This is a genomic window from Plantactinospora sp. B6F1 (assembly GCF_040120695.1).
In the GTDB taxonomy this organism is placed as follows: domain Bacteria; phylum Actinomycetota; class Actinomycetes; order Mycobacteriales; family Micromonosporaceae; genus Plantactinospora.
On record NZ_JBEEAC010000028.1, the window covers coordinates 47,004 to 62,567 of the forward strand.

A 15,564-nucleotide genomic window follows, 5' to 3' on the forward strand; every position below is an offset into this window, starting at 1 on the left:
CCTCCTCCGGCTCAGTCGACGATCGCGAAGGCCCGTACCGAGCAGGTGCCGAAGGCGTGTACGGCCAGGGGTGGCGCGAAGAACCGGAAGTCCCTCGACAGAAGACGATCGAGGCCGCGCAGGTGCTCTACGAGTGGGATGCCGGCCGCCAGTAGCAGGGAGTGTGCCGGCCGGGCCCTGTCCGACATCGCGTCGATGTTGACGGAGTCGATGCCGACCACCGCCGGGGCGAGCGCGGTGAGTCGGTCGACGAGTTCTCGCCCCAGGTACGGGTGGGACGCTCCGAAGTACTCCTCGGTCCCCCAGTGCCGGTCCCAACCCGTCCGAAAGAGCACGGCCCTGCCGGCCACCTCGATGCCGTCGAGAATCTCCGGTCGGATCTCGCCCTCCAGGGCCGCGGTGCATGCCACACCCACGACATCCACGACCCGCTCCAACGGTATTCCGGCGGTGTCGGCCCCGTCGGGATAGCGGTGGAACGGCGCGTCCAGATAGGTACCGGTGTTGGCGACCATGTCGATCCGGCCGATGTGGAACTCCACGCCGTCGGCATACCGCGAGCGGGACTCGGTGCGGGACAGATGGGTGGTGATCTTCGGTCCGGGTAGGCCGGGATACGTCTGCATCCCCTCGTGGATGGAATGACTGAGATCGATAATCACGATGTTTGCTCCTGTTCCGTGCCAGATCCGGGTACCGCTCGTCGGAGCCGGTCGACGTGCGCCAGCGTGACGATCAGCCCGGCGTGCCCGCCGGGTGGCGGACCGGGCCACGCAGCCTCGGTGGCACGGTGGCGGTACAGACCGTGCGGCGACTCCAGCCGCTGCACCGTGACAGTGCCGGCCACCAGGCGTAGCGTGACCGCGCCGGTGACGATGCGATCCAGCCGGGCCAGCACCTCCCGGATGCATCCGGTGGTGTGGTCGAACCATCCACCGGCGACGGCGGAATCCGTCCAGGCCGTAGCGAGTGTCTGCCGGAGGCCGTGCTCCCGCGCGTCGAAGACGGCGTTCGACAGCGCCCGGTGGGCGGTAGTGATCACAGCGGCCGCGGGCGCCTCTCGAATCTCGTGGTTCTTACCCCACAGGTGCGTGTCCTCCAGCCCGGAGAACCGGCCCACACCCCGGGTACCGGCCAGTTTGTTGAGGCGCCACACCAGCGGGCCGAGTGGCATCCGCTTCCCGTCGAGCGCCACCGGCAGGCCACCCTCGAAGGCGAGGTCGAGGATGACCGGACGTGCCGCCTCCGGCGCGTCCGGTGCGCAGGTCCACTCGAAGACCTCGGTGTCGAGGACGTTCTCGGGGCTGTCCAGACTGCCGCACTCGATCACCCGCGCCCAGGGATTGGCGTCGATGCTGTGTTCGCCGTGCCGGAACTCGACACCGGCAGCGGCGAGCTCCGCCACCATCGTCGGTCGCGGCGTCGCCGATTCCAGGAACGGGGCGGCGAGTGGCAGGCCCGGCGCCGCGTGCGCGATCGCGGTGGACAACCGGATCCCGCTGTTCTGCAGGGCTGTCGCGCTGTGGCAGATGGCGTCGCAGCCGCGTTCGGCGGCGACCCGGGCGGCCACCTTTCCGTACAACGGGCGCGAGATACTCGACCCTATCGGGTAGAGGCCCTGGTAGAACGCCTCGGCGTGGATCGCGGCGGGGAGAAAGTCACGGAAGAACTCGTCCTCTGCGGAGAGCCGGACCGGCTCCGCGCCGAGGGTACGCGCCCGCTCGGCGGCGTCCTCCTCACCGGTGCCCAGGTCGACCGTGAGTGCGACAGGCTCGGAACCCCGGGTGACGAACCATCTGAGCAGGTAGGACCCGTCCACGCCACCGGAGTAGAGGACCAGCGGCCGACGGGGCAGGTGCCGTTCCAGGCTGTGCAGACTAGACGCGAATTGCATCGGACTCCTCCGCTGACCACAGGATGAGCGAGACCGGCGGGCGGCGGGTCAGGGGCGAACCACGCGGGAGAATGGCGGTCGGCCTGCCTCGCACTGACGGAGGTCCGCGATGGCGAATGCCCGCCGCAGCCAGCGGTCGCGACCGTCGAAGCGGGGTACGAACGGCGTCCGGCCGTGCATGGCGGTCCGATTGTCGATGACCAACAGGTCTCCGGGAGTGAGCCGGACACCGACCGCGACCTGCCGCAGTGTCTCGAAGAGCCGCGACATGGCGAACTTACCGTCGTCCGTGGTCGCCTCCATCGCGTGCAGGTCCGCCACCACTGTGACATTCCCGGCGTGTTCGGTGATCGCTGCCAGCAAGGGGGAGTACTCGGTCCGGTCGGTGCCGACGAAGGAGGTGCTGTAGGCGATCCGGAAGACCGGTTCGCGCAGGCACCGCACCACGTCGGGCTCCAGCAGGGGCAGCGCGTCGGCGACGCCCGCGACCACGGTCTGTGAATTGCCGTCCTGGTCCGGTCGCAGGCAGAGCAGCGTGACGAAGTCGGGCTTGGTGGGGTGGAATCCGTTCTCCGTGTGCAGTTCGAGAAGAACGCTGCCGACGTTTTCCTGGTGGTTCTCCAGGCCACGTAGCGCCACGATGTCCTGCACGAGCGCGCCGCCCTTCTCACCAGCGTAGGCGATGAGGTCGCCCAGTTGGGCGAGGACGATCAGCTGGGCCAGCGTGCTGATCGGCAGGTCAGGCAGGGGCAGCGACCTCCGGTCCGATGGCGTCGGTGGCAACTCGTCGTCGAGTGGCATTCCGCGAATCAGTAGCGCGCCGTGGTCCGTGCTCTCCCAGCGGAACCGGGCGAGGGAGGTGACCAGGTCGGCGGGCAGGTACCGGCTGCCGGCGACCGTCTCCGCCACGAGGCGGTTGTCGAGCACGTCGACTGTGGGACACCGGTCGATGATGTCCCGGCAGCCAGCCACCAAGGTCGCGCGGTCGTCCGCGCCCAGGGTCGCCGATTGCAGCCGCTCCGGGAACGGCAGCTCGGGCGGTTTCATCGGATGCTGACTCACCTTGTCACGCCTCCACGAGTTCGTTCGTCACGCCCGTTGGCATCGGGTGAAAATGTCGGTGATGGCGCGGACGTCGTGAACGGCGTCCCGAGCGTCCGAGCGGCACGCCACCCCCTTCGTCACCACGTCGGCGAAATGCTCGAGCTCGCGCTTGAAGGGGTCCGCGTACGCGCCCTCCTCGACCAGGCTGGCCAGCGGGCCCCGCGCCGAGGCCGAGTACGTGTGGCGCACCGTCGCCGGGGTGTTCTTGAGGTAGACGGACGGGTACTCCAGGGTCGTGTGTGCCGTCGGACCGGCGACCAGGAAGTCTTCGCGGTAGCCGCCGGACAACCCGGTCATCACCGCCAGCGTGAGCGAGGCCGCGTCGCCGTCGTCGGTCTCCCACAGGGCGTGCACGCCGTACCGGCCGAGCAGGGCGCGAGCGGCGGTGAGGCGATACCCGGCGCGAAAGAGCCCGCGCAGGCAGTACAGCTCGTGCGTAGCCAGGTTGTGCAGCACCTCTTCGAAGAAGTACGTCCAGGTCGGTTCCGCCCGGGTGGTGCTGTCCGCGGCCGGCGCGGCGCACCGGGCGACGACGTGGTGCGCGCGGAAGAAGTAGTCGTCGGGAAGCACGGCCGTCGCCCTGATGAGCCGTCCGGGCGGCTGTTCCGCAGCCAGGTCGCGGAACCGGTCGTACGCGGTGTCGAACAGCCTGCTGTACCCGACCATCACGGTCACGCCGGCCGACTCGGCCCTGTCCGCGATGCGTTCGGCATCCTCGACGCGGTAACACAACGGCTTCTCGACCAGGACGTGCTTACCCGCCGCCACCGCACGTTGCACGAGATCGACGTGGTCACCCGGAGTGGCGATGACCACCGCGTCGACGCCGGGATCCCCGAGGAGAGCGGTGGCGTCGGTGGCGACCCGGTCGACCGCGAACCGCTGCGCGACCGTCTTGAGCACGTCCGGGTCGGTGTCGCAGACCGCGACGAGATGAAGGCGCTCGTCCAGTTCGCGCAGGTGCGGCAGGTGCATGATCTGAGCGATCTCGCCACAGCCGATGACCCCGACGGTGATGGCTCGGGGCGACATCACGGGACCGCCACGACGTCGGGCCGCAACGCGGCGCTGTTCGTGACGACCTTCTCCAGGGCCCGCACGATGTCGTCCATGTCGGTCGCCGAGGCGAGCAGCGCCCGATGCGGAATCGTCAGGACGGTGGCCCTCGCCGCGTGCACCTGCGGCAGGTCGAACCGCGTTGGGTCGAGCCGGGGCAGCAACAGCGGGTCGTACTTGTGCGGAGATCGTCGCGGGTCGTAGAGCCGGCACGCATTCAGCGGCTCGTGCAGTGCCTCGCAATGCAGCCCGAGTTCCGCGCCGAGGGCCTGTAGGACCGATTCGACCGGTACGCCGTCGAGCACCTCCGGATCGACCCGGAAGCAGTACCGGTAGTACGTCCGCCGCGTCACCGCTGGCGGGGCGGCGATCGGGTGCGCGTAGCCGAGGCCGGTGAGGAGCTCGTCCAGACGGGTGGCGTTCGCCGCACGCCGCTCGTTCTCGGCGTCCAGCCGGGCCAGGCCGCCGAGCAAAATCGCGGCCTGGATCTCGGTAAGGCAGAGGTTGCGGCCCTGCACCGTGCCGACATCGCGAAGGTTGGGCTCCAGCAACCGCGGGGACTCGGCGTAGCGGCGACCGTCCGCGCGGTACTCCTCCATCCGCTCGTACAGTGCCGCATCCCCGGTCACGCAGGCGCCACCCTCACCGGAGGTCAGAAGCTTGGACTCCTGCATGCTGAAGGTGCCGACGGCCCCGTAGGTACCGACCCGCGCGTTCCGATAGGCGGCGCCGTGTGCCTGGGCGCAATCCTCGATCAGCGCCAGGTGACGGCGACCGCAGAGATCCACGAAGGCGTCGAGGTCGGCGAGGCTCGACCCGTAGTGCACCAGCAGTACCGCCTCGGTCCGTTCGCTGATCGACGCCTCGGCGGCGGCCGGAGACATGCAGAGCGTCGCGGGGTCGATGTCGACGAGAACGGGGACGAGACCGGCGTTGGCGACCACGGAGGCACACGCCACCCAGGTCAGCCCGGGTACCAGCACCTCGGCGCCGTGTGTGAGGCCGAGCGCTTCGATTGCGACCGTCAGGGACGCCGTACCGCTGCTGGTGGCGACGGCGTACGGTACGCCGTGGTAGTCGGCCCAGGCCCGGGCGAACCGTCGCTCGTAGAGCTCGTGTCCGTTGTGGTCCTCGCTGATGGCCCAACGGCCAGACTCCAGTGCTTCGGCCACGGTCGCCTTCGTGCCGGCGTCCAGGCTGGGCCAGCCCGGCCATCCTGCGGCGCGCACCGGAGTGCCGCCCAGGAGAGCGAGGTCAGTGCCGTCGGGCATGGTGAGTCCTTCGCGTCGTGGGAGGCGGACGTTCGTGTGCCGGCCTCAAGCCTGCGGCCGGGACGATCCGACCCGGAGCAGGTCGCCGATGGTGACCCGGTCGATCTGCTCGAACAGTTCCGGCGTGGGCTCGACCGCGTGCCGGCCGTACCAGCGGACCAGCAGGTCCGTGACCATCAGCGAGTCGAGGCCCAGGCCGTCGTGTCCCAGGGAGAGCGACGGTTCGAGGGAGAGGCCCGCCAGATCGCAGGCGAACTCCTGTTCCAGAATGTCTATTATTTCTTCGATAGGCGAGTGCGGCGCGTCCATTGAAAGTCCTTCGATGCTTAGTCGAACGATGTCTGAGCGCCTTCTTCCCGGTTTATCGACGGAGGGGTCGGGAAGGTGCATCGATAATGGTGTCCCCGTCGGGGACGGTCTCAATCATATGCACGGCCGACGGGACCGTGCAAGCGAAGTGCAGTTCGGAGGATGGCGTATTCCCGCCAATGCTTGCCGGTTCGTGCCGCACGGCGGCGAGTACTTGCTGGCCGGAGACGCTCCATTTGCCAATCGATCAAAATCGATTGGTTACCGGTTATGGTCCGAGGCTCTTCCGTCGTGCGCGGGTCGGCTGCTACCTTGCCGATACCCATGTTCGGCAGGTTGTTTCGGCCGGTGCCGACATCGGGTCGACAAGCGATGCCGTGGTAGCCCCCGTTTGCGAATCGCTTCCGCCCGCTGCCGCGGGAAGACCCCGTCGATCCTGAACCGGAGGGTGCCGCGTGTTTAGCCTCGGAATCTACACCGGACCGCACGACCCGGCCGCCTGCCTCGTCGCGGACGGTCGCGTCGTCGCAGCGATCGAGGAGGAGCGTCTGACACGCGTCAAGTACGGGACCATCCGGGCGAATCTCGGACTCTGGGAGGAGTACGGCGACCGGTTCGGCTACTTTCCCTGGTCGGCGATTGCCTACTGTCTTCAGGCGGCGGGCATCGGCCTCGACGACGTCGACCGGATCGTGCTCGCCGACGACTACCTCGCGCCGATGGCGGCGTTGAACATCCCGGTGCGGGATCCCGAGCGCATCGTGGTCGCGCGCGACCCTGCCGGCTGCGCTCACCACTACATGCACGCCCTGTCCGCTTTCTACGCTAGTGACTTCGACGAAGCCGCGGTCCTCGTCGTCGACGGGGACGGTACCTGGACGGACGCCGGCTACGAGGCCGAGTCGGCGTACGTCTTCGATCGCGACGGGGGACACCGGACGGTCCAGAAGAACCGGTACGTGCCGCTCCCCACCGGCGGTCGTGTGCCCCATCTGTTCCACTCCGGGCTGGGCTGGATGTACGAGTACGTGACCGGCCTCCTGGGCTTCTCGAACGTACGCGCCGGTGTCCCGGACGCCGGTAAGACCATGGGCCTGGCGCCGTACGGCGGCCCGAGCTCGTTGCTCGCCGGGAAGTGGTTCCACGAGCGTGCGGGCCACTTCGACTTCCGCCCGTTCCTCGACTGGATCGTCTCGGCGGGATACGTGGACTACTTGGACGACCGGAGCTTCAAAATCATCGAGGATCCGGACCGGATCAGCGCGTATGCGATGGATCTCGCCTGGAAGGCGCAGAGTGAGCTGGAGCGCGGACTGCTCGCGCTGGCCGCCGAGGTGCGTCGGCGCACGGGCCGGCGCTACCTCTGCCTGGCCGGAGGGGTGGGGCTGAACGCGGTGGCCAACGGCGTACTGGCCCGAGCGGGGATCTTCGACCGGGTGTTCGTGCAGCCGGCGGCAGGCGACAACGGGCAGGCGATCGGGCTGGCGTACCACGGCTACGTGACCGCCGGGAAGGCGCGCACCCTGACCCCGATCCGGGATTCGTACACCGGGACGGCATACGCGACGGAGGAGATCCTCGCGCACCTACAGGCCCTGCGCATCCCGGCCGAGGTGATCGACGGCGACCTCGCGGAACACGCCGCCGCCGAACTCGCCGACGGCGCGGTGCTCGGCTGGTTCCAGGGCGGAAGCGAGTTCGGGCCGCGCGCCCTCGGCCACCGCAGCATCCTCGCCGACCCCCGGCCCGAGGACATGAAGGATCGAATCAACGAGCGGGTGAAGATGCGCGAGATGTTCCGCCCGTTCGCGCCCAGTGTCCTGAGCGACCTCGCGACCGAGGTGTTCGACATCAGTGCGGGGGCCGATCTGCGCTTCATGCTGTCGTGCTGTGGCGTTCGCGAGGAATGGCAGAAGCGCATTCCCGCGGTGTGTCATGTGGACGGCACCGCCCGGGTCCAGGTCGTCGACGCCGGCACGGACCAACTCTATTACGAGCTGATCAGCCGTTTCCACCGGCTGACGGGGGTGCCACTGGTGCTCAACACCTCGTTGAACGTTCGCGGTATGCCGCTCGTGGAGACCCCGGCGGACGCCCTGCAGTGCCTGCTCTCCTCCGATCTGGACGCTCTCTACCTGCACAACATCCGCGTGGTGTACCCCCCGCACGCCAGCCTGCACGTGCGGCTCGCTGACGGCTGGTCGCTGGCGGGGGCCACCGGCGGCGCCACCGTGCGGCACGCCAGGACCGGCCGTGCGCTCGACGTGACCGAGGACGGGGCCGCGCTGCTGGACGCTCTGGACGACGGACGCACCCTGCACGCCGCCACCGTCGCGGCCGGCATCGGCCCGGACCCGGACGGCGCCCGCCGGACAGCGGGAGCGCTGCTGCGCCGGGGGTACCGGGCCGGTGCCCTCAGCGTGGACGCCGGGGGCCTACCGTTCGACACCCGGTGGACCTTCGGGCGCCTGCCACGCGGTGAGGGTTCCCGACCGCATTCACCCTTCGCCGGCCCGATCGGTCCGGACGGCATCCGCCTGCCCCGGTCGGTCGGCCGATGACCCCGGCCGCTCCGATCACCGGGCCGCTGCCGAAGGGCTACGAGCTGCTGTGGGAGCGGATGCACGAGCTCTCTCCCGGCGATCCCGGCGGCTCCCGGTTCACCGCCCTGCTTACCCGCGACCTGCACGGTCCGGTCGACGTGGCCGTGCTCGGTACCGCCCTGCGGGAGGTGACGCGCCGGCATGACATGCTGCGGATGCGGTTCGCCGACATCGCGCCGGAACCCGCCGTGTCGATCGACACCGAGGTCGACGCGCCGCTGTCCGTCGTCGACCTACGTGCCTGTCCGCAGCCGCGGCGCCGTGCCGAGCTCGAGTATCACCTGTACGGCGAGAGCATCCGCAGGTTCGACCTGACGGTCGCGCCGCTGTGGCGGGCCTGCCTGGTCCGGCTGACCGACGACCGGAGCCTGCTCTGCCTCAGCTTTCCCGACCTGCTCTTCGACGCCTGGTCCGACCGCATTCTCGTGCAGGATCTGCTGCGTTGCTATGCGGCCGGCCTCGGCCTCGCGCCGGCGCCCGCGGTGATGCCGGCCGGGTACCGGGAACTGGTCGCCCTACACGAGCGGCAGTACGGCCGGACGTCGGCGAGCGTCGTGGCACAGGCCGGTCGGCTGCGTCGCCTGCCGCCGATGCTGCCTGTCGAGCCGCGCCGGGCGTCCGCTGGCGACCTCCTGCTGGATCCCGCCACGGTGGAGTTCGAGTTTTCCGCCGAGACCACCGCCGGGTTGGAGCACTCCGCGCTGCGGTTGCGGACTACGACGTACGTCGTGCTGATGACCGCGTACGCGATGTTCGTGGCGTCCGGCGCACGTTCCTCCCGGGCGGTGCTGAGCACGGTGACCCTGGGCCGGCAGAGTCGAGCGGAACGCGAGATCGTCGGCCAGTTCGGGCAGGACGTCTTCGTGCCTGTCGACATCGACTGGCGGGAGCCCGTCGAGGCGCTGATCGCCCGAGTACACCGAGACCTTGTCACCGCTCGGCTGGCCCGGACCGGGTACCGCAACCTGGTCCGGCTGATCGGCGCCGACCGGTATCCGCGGCCCTGGTCGGACCTCCATCTCTACGACTCCTACTTCCAGTCCGTGGTGCCGGGGACCAGCCCGCAAGCGGAGGGGCCGCTACAAGTGGGCGAGACGCCCGACATCGTTCCGAAACCGCGGCCGGGAGAGGACGGCTATCCGAAGGTCGGCGAGATCGCGTCGGCGGCCCTGCCGGCCTGGCAGAAGCAGGCGGCGCCGTGGATCGTGGTGGGCGGGGAGCGGCAGGGCGGCGCGTTGAACTACAACCGATCGTTCTACGACGACTCGCGGATGGCCGCCCGGGTCGAAGCGTTCCTGGACGTGGTACGCGGGGTGGCAGCGGACGCCGGCCGACCGGCCTGGCGTGCTGTCGGCTGAGGTGCCACGACATCGGCGGAAAGTGACCGCGATCGAGAGGGGTGCCGGCCCAGGTGGCCGGGGAGTGGCGTACACCGTGGCTGGCGCGCGCAGTGCGGCGGTACTCGCCGGTGGACCGGGGCGGCACGTCCGGGTTGCGGGCCCGCGCCGATGTCGGTCGTCGTGGCGTTCCCTGGTCGTCATGGTGCTCGTCGGACGCGTCGCTACCGCAACCGATGGCAGGACGGTCAGGTCGTCGTGCCACTGCTCCCTGGCCGGTCGGGCGTGGGGTCGGCCGAACGCCGGGCGCCGACGTCCACCTCATCGAGGAGTCCGGCGCGGGTCACCGCGACACCTGCCGCGAATCGGCTCTGCACCCGCAGGAGCTGCATGATCGTGGACACGTTGCGCTGTACGGTTCGCAGGCCCAGGCCGAGCCGGTGAGCGATGTGGCTGTCGCTGGCTCCCCGGGCGAGCATGCGCACGATCTCGTGTTGAAGGGCGGTCAGCACGGGGCGGGAGACGGTGAACATGTCGCCGGTCGGATGCCGCGGCGGCGAAGGGTCGCTGGACACAGAATCAATCCCAGTGTGAGTGGCGGGTGCATCCCTACCCGGACCCGACCCAGTAGCGGCGGGGCGCGGACAGGTGCTGCGTGCGCATGAAACGGTTCCGGACCGGGTGTCGGCGTGGGGACAGGCTCGCCGTGCCCCTCGGCAGTGCGGAGAGGCCAAACGGACGCAACCCGGGAGGCGATTCTGGCACTGATGCTCAGTCTGCTGCCTGAATCATCACAATGGTGGGGTGCTATTCAGCGAATGCGGTTGGAAGGTTCGCCCAATACAGGATTCCATGGAATATCCGTGTGGACTTGGTGTATCGGTACGTGAATTCCACGTTATCAGGATAAAGATCGGTCCGCAACATGTAATCGATTGAATGCGTTAGTCGCGATCCGTTCGCTCGCGTTGGCCGGCCGGAAGTCGTGCCTGATCGCGCTGCCCGCGATCGCCGGTCTTTCGCCGAACAGAGCCCGCACGCGACGGCGTACGTCCCGTCGTCGCATTCGTGGCGAGCCGACCCGACCAACCACGACGTCGGTCACGAGTTGAACGTAGCCCGCTCTCCATGCCAGGACGCCCAGAGCGCCGCGTACGGGCCCTCGGCCGCGACCAGGTCGTCGTGGGTTCCGCTCTCGATGACGCGGCCGGCTTCCATCACCACCACACGGTCGGCGTCGTGGGCGGTCTGCAGGCGGTGGGCGATGGCGATCACCGTACGCTCGTGCAGCACCGCCGCCAGCGCCCGCTCCGCCGCCCGCGCGGCTGTCGGGTCGAGCAGCGCCGTCGCCTCGTCGAGGATCACCGTGTGCGGGTCGGCCAGCAGCACCCGGGCCAGCGCGAGCTGCTGCGCCTCGGCGCCGCCGAGCGGGTGCTCGCCCAGGTCACGGTCGAGATCGTCGGCCCAGGTCGCGCCCACCGTCTCCAGTGCCCGCCGCAGCTTTGCGTCCGGCGCGGCGACCATCAGGTTGGCGCGCAGCGTGTCGCGGAAGACGTGGTGTTCCTGCGTCACGAGGACGACCTGGCGGCGAAGCTGGTCGGGCGGCAGGTCGGCGATCGGCACACCACCGACGGTCACCTCGCCCGCGGCCGGTCGGTCGACGCCCGCGAGCAGCCGGCCCAGCGTCGACTTGCCCGCGCCGGAGAGCCCGACAATCGCCAGCCGCTCTCCGGGCCGGATCGCCAGGTCGACATCGTCGAGGACGTCCAGGCCCTCCTCGTACGCGTAACGCACCCCGACGACCTCGATCCGGTCGTCCCGCGGGGTCCGCGTCGTGGCGGGCGGCGGCGCCGGCACCGCACCCAGCCCCTCGACCCGGGCGAACGATGCGCTGCTGCTCTGGATCTGCTCGACGTAGACGAGGATCGTGTCCAGCGGCCCGACGAGCTGCCGCAGGTACAGCACCGCCGCCCCGACCGTGCCGAGGCTGGCGTGCCCGTCCAGGTACAGCAGTCCACCGACCACGAGCACGAGCACGGACGGCAGCGCGTACGAGCTCTCCGCCAGTGGGAAGAAGACGGTGCGCAGCCGCAGCGTCGCCATCCGGGTGCGCCGCGTCTCGGCGATGGCCCGGCGCCCGGCGTCGAGTCGGCGCTCGCGCAGGCCGAACGCCTCGACGGTGCGCGCACCCTCGGTGGTCGCCGCGAGCTCCTCGGCGAGCCGCGAGTTGGCCGCACCCTCGGTGAGATAGGCGTCGCGCGCCCGCCGTAGGTAATACCGCGTGATGAACCAGATCCCGGTCAATCCCAGTAGACCCAGCACCCCGAGCACCGGATCGAGCAGCACGACCGCCACCCCGATGAAGAGCATCTGCACCACGGCGATGAAGACGTTCGGCAGGATGTCCCGCAACGTGGCGGCGATCGCATTCACGTCGGTGGTGCCACGCGCCGCCAGGTCACCGGCCGGAACCCGTTCCACCACCGCGGCAGGCAGCCGGAGCGCCCGCTGGAGAAACCCTTCGCGGATCCGTGCCGCCGTCCGCTCACCGAACCGGTACGCGATGAACAGCGCATACCGCGAGAGCACCATCTGCGCGACCGCGCACCCCAGCACCGCGATCGCCAGCCGGTCCACCGCTGCGACACCACCCCCGGCGGCCACCTCGTCGATGATCCGCCCCAGCAGCCAGGGCCCGCCGAGGCTGGCGACCGCGGCCAGCGCGTTGATGCCGATCATCGCCGCCACCGCACCCCGGTCCCGCCCGACCAGGCGCAGCGCCTCCCGTCCCACGGTCCGCTGGTCCGCCATCGGCAACACGGCACTCATGCGTCGTCCGCGAACGCCCAGCTGACCAACGCCCGGTACCCCGGCTCGTCGCCTAGCAGCTCCCGATGCGTTCCCGACGCCCGTACCCGCCCGCCGACCAGGTAGTGCACCACGTCGGCCCGATCCAGCAACACCGGCGACGTCGTGGCCACCACCGTCCCCCGGCCCCGCCGCGCTGCCGTGAGCCGCTCCGCGATGGCCGCCTCGGTGTGCGCATCCACGGCCGAGGTGGGCTCGACGGCGAGCAACATCTCCGGATCGGCGTGGACCGCCCGGGCCAGCCGCACCCGTTGCCGCTGCCCACCCGAGAGGTTCCGGCCGCCCCACTCGACCGTCCGCCCCAAGTCGGCAGCGACGTCATGGGCGACGGCGATCTCGATCGCTCTTCGCACCCGTTCGTCCCCGGGCTCGTCCCGCCCGGCTGGCACCCCGCTGCGCGGTCCGGCATTTCCAGCCGCTCCGGCCCGCGACCCGTCACCACTGGTCGGCGCTGCCGGTCCCGGCACGTCGCGGCCCGCCACCACCTCCCGTAGCGGTCCCGTGAACAGAGCGGCGTCGTTCTCGGCGACCAGGATGCGGGACCGGATCTCCGGCTGGGCGATTCCGGCGAGCGGCCGCCCACCCCAGGTCGCCGAGGTCGGCCCGTACGCACCGAGCCGGTCGAGCACCGCCACCGCGTCGGCCGGCCGGTCTCCCGCCAGCGCGGTGAGTCGCCCTGGCTCGGCCGAGACTCCTGATTCCGGGTCGAACAGGACCGCCGGCCCGTCCGGGGCAGGTTCGCCGTCCACCTTGTCCAGCGGCAGGCGTAGGAAGTCGACGACCCGGCGTGCCGCCACCAGCCCGTGCGCGGTGTCGAATCCACAGAAGATCAGCATGTTCACCGGGATGCCCAGCATCGCCGTGTACCCGTACACGGCGATCAGTTGCCCCGCGGTGATCTCGCCTGAGGCTGCCATGCGCGCCGCCACCCAGATCACCACGCCGAGGAAGACCACCGGCAGCCCTTCCCCGAGCGCCCCGATCCAGCTGGCCGGCCCGCCCACCCGGTAGCCCTGTTCGCGCAGCCGCGCCGACTCCCGTCCGTAACGTGCCTCGTGCTCCGGCTTGCCCCCGAGCCCGTTCAGCACCCGCAGGCCGCCGAGCACGTCGACCAGGCGCGCGTTCAGTTCGCCCTGCTTCTGCCGGTAGTCCAAGCCCGCCCGCTGGGTACGCCGGAGCAGCGGCCCCACGACCATCGCGAGCACCGGTACCCCGATCAGCACCACGGCCGCCAGCACCGGCGACGTCTGGAACAGCAGCACCGCGACCACGACACAGGTCAGGATCGCCGCCACTCCCAACCCACCGACGTTCATGGCCCGGCCGATGGTCCACACGTCCGCGATGCCGATCGTTACCACCTCGCCGGCCGTGACCCGCCGAGGCAGCGCCGCCCCCAGCTTCGTGGCATGCGTCATCACCAGGTCGGCCGTCCTCAGCGCCGCCGCCAGGCGCAGCTTCGTCATGCTCCGGTGCCGCATGATTCCGAGCCCGGCCCCCGCCACCCCGACGAGCAGCACCGCCGCGCCCCACCAGAGCAGCGTCTCCCGGCGCCCGTCGCCCAACCCACGATCGACTGCTTGCGAGATCAGGTACGGTGTGAACGCCAGACTCATGAACCACGCCGACCCGAACAACGCCCCGAGCGCCACCCGGCCCTTGAGTTCCAGCGCCAGCCGCCACAGATACCCAGCCGGTCCCCGTACGTCCACGAAGGCCATGCCGCCCGAAGTCCCTTCTGTACCGTTACCCGGTTTTCCGCCGTCCAGGACACACCGTCCCTAGTTGCGCGGCTCAGCGCTCGTCCCCCACGGAGCCGCGACAGACCCGGCGGCCACCGATGCCGGCTGCCGGGCGGTATCGCGAGCTCGTGCGGCGTTGCGCGTCGCCTGGTCCGTCATGATTGGTTCCGTGGCTGCTCGTCGGCGGCGTGCGGATCGTTTGAGCCGGAGTCGACGTGCGGCGGGTCCTGCTCCGAGGTCGCCTCGGCAACCAGCCGGGGGGTGGGATCGGCCTCCGCCTTGCGGACGTCCGCCAGCAGTTTGCTGATCACCGCGTCGGTCACCCAGGCGTCGCCGTTACGGGCGGCGGCACTCACCCAGTCACCGATGTCCCAGATCGCCCGGCAGGCGGCCAGTACGGGGAAGCTGGCCACCTCGTTCCGGCTCAGCGGACGGGCCTGCTGGTAGCCGGCGACGACGGCCGCCCAGCGTTCCCGCTCCTCCTCGGGGGAGTCCGGCCCGCGATAGTAAACGGTCAGGTCGTACGCGCGTAGCCCGAATCCGCAGTGGTCGAAGTCGAGGGTGATGAGCCGGCCGTCGCCGTCGATGGTGGTGTTGCCCCGGTGCAGGTCCGCGTGGATGATCCCGTACGCGCCGCCGATCGTCCGGAGCCGTTGGATCTGGTCGGTCAGTCGTTCGCCGAGTCTGCCGAGTTCGGCGAGGTCCGCCGTGGCTCGGTCCGAGCCGGCATAGGGTGCCAGGCTGGCCAGCGGCCGTTCGATGAGGATGTGTTCGTCGAGGTGGTAGCGGTCGTGGCTGGTGCGGAAGGTGTCCATCGCCAGGTGCATCCGGGCGATGCCGGAGCCGTACTCGCGCCATTGCTCTGGGGTCAGCGTCTCTTCGTACAAGGGCCTGCCGGGCGCGTGGGTGAACAGGGCGAAGCACCGTTCGCCTTCGGGTGCCGTCAGTCGGCCGAGCCGGTCGCCGAGGGTCCGCTGGTACGGGCGGATGACGCCCAGCCCGGCTGCGGCCAGGTGCTCGAGCAGGTCGAGTTCGAAGCGGAGGTCGGATTCCGAACGGATCCAGTACTTCTCCCGGTTGTAGATCCGCAGCACGCGGCGGCCGCCGTCGGCGTCGGTGACGAGGTAGGTGTCGTTGAAGCCGCGGTTCAGCAGGTTCACTCTGACGGGCGCTGCGATGGCGTACTCCCGTTCGACGAGCTGGGCGAGGTCCTCGGCGTGCAGGAGCGAGTGGGTCACGCGCATGTCGAGTGAGCCTATGAGGGGACCGGGCGGCCCGCCAGCGAAACCAGGTCGCTGCGACGGGGCCGCCGTCATCGATTTCGACGAATACCCCGGCTGACCAGCGCCGGACACCGGGTACACGGCAGGCATGGTGACC

12 protein-coding genes are annotated in these 15,564 nt (G+C 70.0%); 2 read left to right on the plus strand and 10 right to left on the minus strand.

Annotated elements, in window-relative coordinates; translation table 11 throughout:
• Positions 1-11 precede the first annotated feature (11 nt).
• The 6 genes from ABNF97_RS26790 to ABNF97_RS26815 are packed head-to-tail and all read right to left on the minus strand — an operon-like array spanning position 12 to position 5,634.
• Positions 12-662: a cyclase family protein gene (locus ABNF97_RS26790; RefSeq protein ID WP_349340206.1), complete on the minus strand. Its 651-nt coding sequence runs from the start codon at positions 660-662 to the stop codon at positions 12-14.
• Positions 659-1,894: an argininosuccinate synthase domain-containing protein gene (locus ABNF97_RS26795; RefSeq protein ID WP_349340207.1), complete on the minus strand. Its 1,236-nt coding sequence runs from the start codon at positions 1,892-1,894 to the stop codon at positions 659-661. Before ABNF97_RS26795 ends, ABNF97_RS26790 begins: the two co-directional genes overlap by 4 nt.
• Before the next feature lie 48 nt (positions 1,895-1,942).
• Positions 1,943-2,941, minus strand: coding sequence for a TauD/TfdA family dioxygenase (locus ABNF97_RS26800; RefSeq protein ID WP_349340208.1), 999 nt, complete (start codon positions 2,939-2,941; stop codon positions 1,943-1,945).
• Positions 2,942-2,983: 42 nt separating this feature from the next.
• Positions 2,984-4,030, minus strand: coding sequence for a Gfo/Idh/MocA family protein (locus ABNF97_RS26805; RefSeq protein WP_349340209.1), 1,047 nt, complete (start codon positions 4,028-4,030; stop codon positions 2,984-2,986).
• A complete protein-coding gene (locus tag ABNF97_RS26810) occupies positions 4,030-5,325 on the minus strand; it encodes a DegT/DnrJ/EryC1/StrS family aminotransferase (RefSeq protein ID WP_349340210.1) in 1,296 nt (431 codons plus the stop codon). Before ABNF97_RS26810 ends, ABNF97_RS26805 begins: the two co-directional genes overlap by 1 nt.
• Positions 5,326-5,370: 45 nt before the next feature.
• The gene (locus tag ABNF97_RS26815) at positions 5,371-5,634 is read right to left on the minus strand and encodes a hypothetical protein (RefSeq protein ID WP_349340211.1); all 264 of its coding nucleotides are present in this window, start codon (positions 5,632-5,634) and stop codon (positions 5,371-5,373) included.
• A gap of 455 nt (positions 5,635-6,089) precedes the next feature.
• On the opposite strand from ABNF97_RS26815, the gene ABNF97_RS26820 reads away from it, so the two are divergent.
• Together ABNF97_RS26820 and ABNF97_RS26825 are read left to right on the plus strand one after the other, a co-directional pair.
• Positions 6,090-8,195, plus strand: coding sequence for a carbamoyltransferase family protein (locus ABNF97_RS26820; RefSeq protein ID WP_349340212.1), 2,106 nt, complete (start codon positions 6,090-6,092; stop codon positions 8,193-8,195).
• Positions 8,192-9,595 (plus strand): condensation domain-containing protein, encoded by a 1,404-nt coding sequence (locus tag ABNF97_RS26825; protein WP_349340213.1) that lies wholly within the window; start codon positions 8,192-8,194, stop codon positions 9,593-9,595. The genes ABNF97_RS26820 and ABNF97_RS26825 overlap by 4 nt, the downstream gene beginning before the upstream one ends.
• Positions 9,596-9,822: 227 nt before the next feature.
• Here the strand turns inward: ABNF97_RS26825 and ABNF97_RS26830 are convergent, their stop codons facing one another.
• From ABNF97_RS26830 to ABNF97_RS26845, 4 genes are all read right to left on the minus strand, one after another.
• Complete coding sequence (locus ABNF97_RS26830; RefSeq protein ID WP_349340214.1) at positions 9,823-10,149, minus strand: response regulator transcription factor; 327 nt, start codon at positions 10,147-10,149, stop codon at positions 9,823-9,825.
• 526 nt (positions 10,150-10,675) lie between these two features.
• Positions 10,676-12,403, minus strand: a complete 1,728-nt coding sequence (locus ABNF97_RS26835; protein WP_349340215.1) for an ABC transporter ATP-binding protein — start codon at positions 12,401-12,403, stop codon at positions 10,676-10,678.
• Complete coding sequence (locus ABNF97_RS26840; protein ID WP_349340230.1) at positions 12,400-14,058, minus strand: ABC transporter transmembrane domain-containing protein; 1,659 nt, start codon at positions 14,056-14,058, stop codon at positions 12,400-12,402. The genes ABNF97_RS26835 and ABNF97_RS26840 overlap by 4 nt, the downstream gene beginning before the upstream one ends.
• Positions 14,059-14,339: 281 nt before the next feature.
• Positions 14,340-15,428 (minus strand): phosphotransferase enzyme family protein, encoded by a 1,089-nt coding sequence (locus tag ABNF97_RS26845; protein ID WP_349340216.1) that lies wholly within the window; start codon positions 15,426-15,428, stop codon positions 14,340-14,342.
• Positions 15,429-15,564: the final 136 nt, after the last annotated feature.

Bases quoted from the DNA above. Each gene is read 5' to 3' on its own strand.
- ABNF97_RS26795 (WP_349340207.1), bottom strand. From the start codon at position 1,894: ATGCAATTCGCGTCTAGTCTGCACAGCCTGGAACGGCACCTGCCCCGT.
- ABNF97_RS26800 (WP_349340208.1), bottom strand. From the start codon at position 2,941: ATGAAACCGCCCGAGCTGCCGTTCCCGGAGCGGCTGCAATCGGCGACC.
- ABNF97_RS26805 (WP_349340209.1), bottom strand. From the start codon at position 4,030: ATGTCGCCCCGAGCCATCACCGTCGGGGTCATCGGCTGTGGCGAGATC.
- ABNF97_RS26810 (WP_349340210.1), bottom strand. From the start codon at position 5,325: ATGCCCGACGGCACTGACCTCGCTCTCCTGGGCGGCACTCCGGTGCGC.
- ABNF97_RS26815 (WP_349340211.1), bottom strand. From the start codon at position 5,634: ATGGACGCGCCGCACTCGCCTATCGAAGAAATAATAGACATTCTGGAA.
- ABNF97_RS26825 (WP_349340213.1), top strand. From the start codon at position 8,192: ATGACCCCGGCCGCTCCGATCACCGGGCCGCTGCCGAAGGGCTACGAG.
- ABNF97_RS26835 (WP_349340215.1), bottom strand. From the start codon at position 12,403: ATGAGTGCCGTGTTGCCGATGGCGGACCAGCGGACCGTGGGACGGGAG.
- ABNF97_RS26840 (WP_349340230.1), bottom strand. From the start codon at position 14,058: ATGAGTCTGGCGTTCACACCGTACCTGATCTCGCAAGCAGTCGATCGT.
- ABNF97_RS26845 (WP_349340216.1), bottom strand. From the start codon at position 15,428: ATGCGCGTGACCCACTCGCTCCTGCACGCCGAGGACCTCGCCCAGCTC.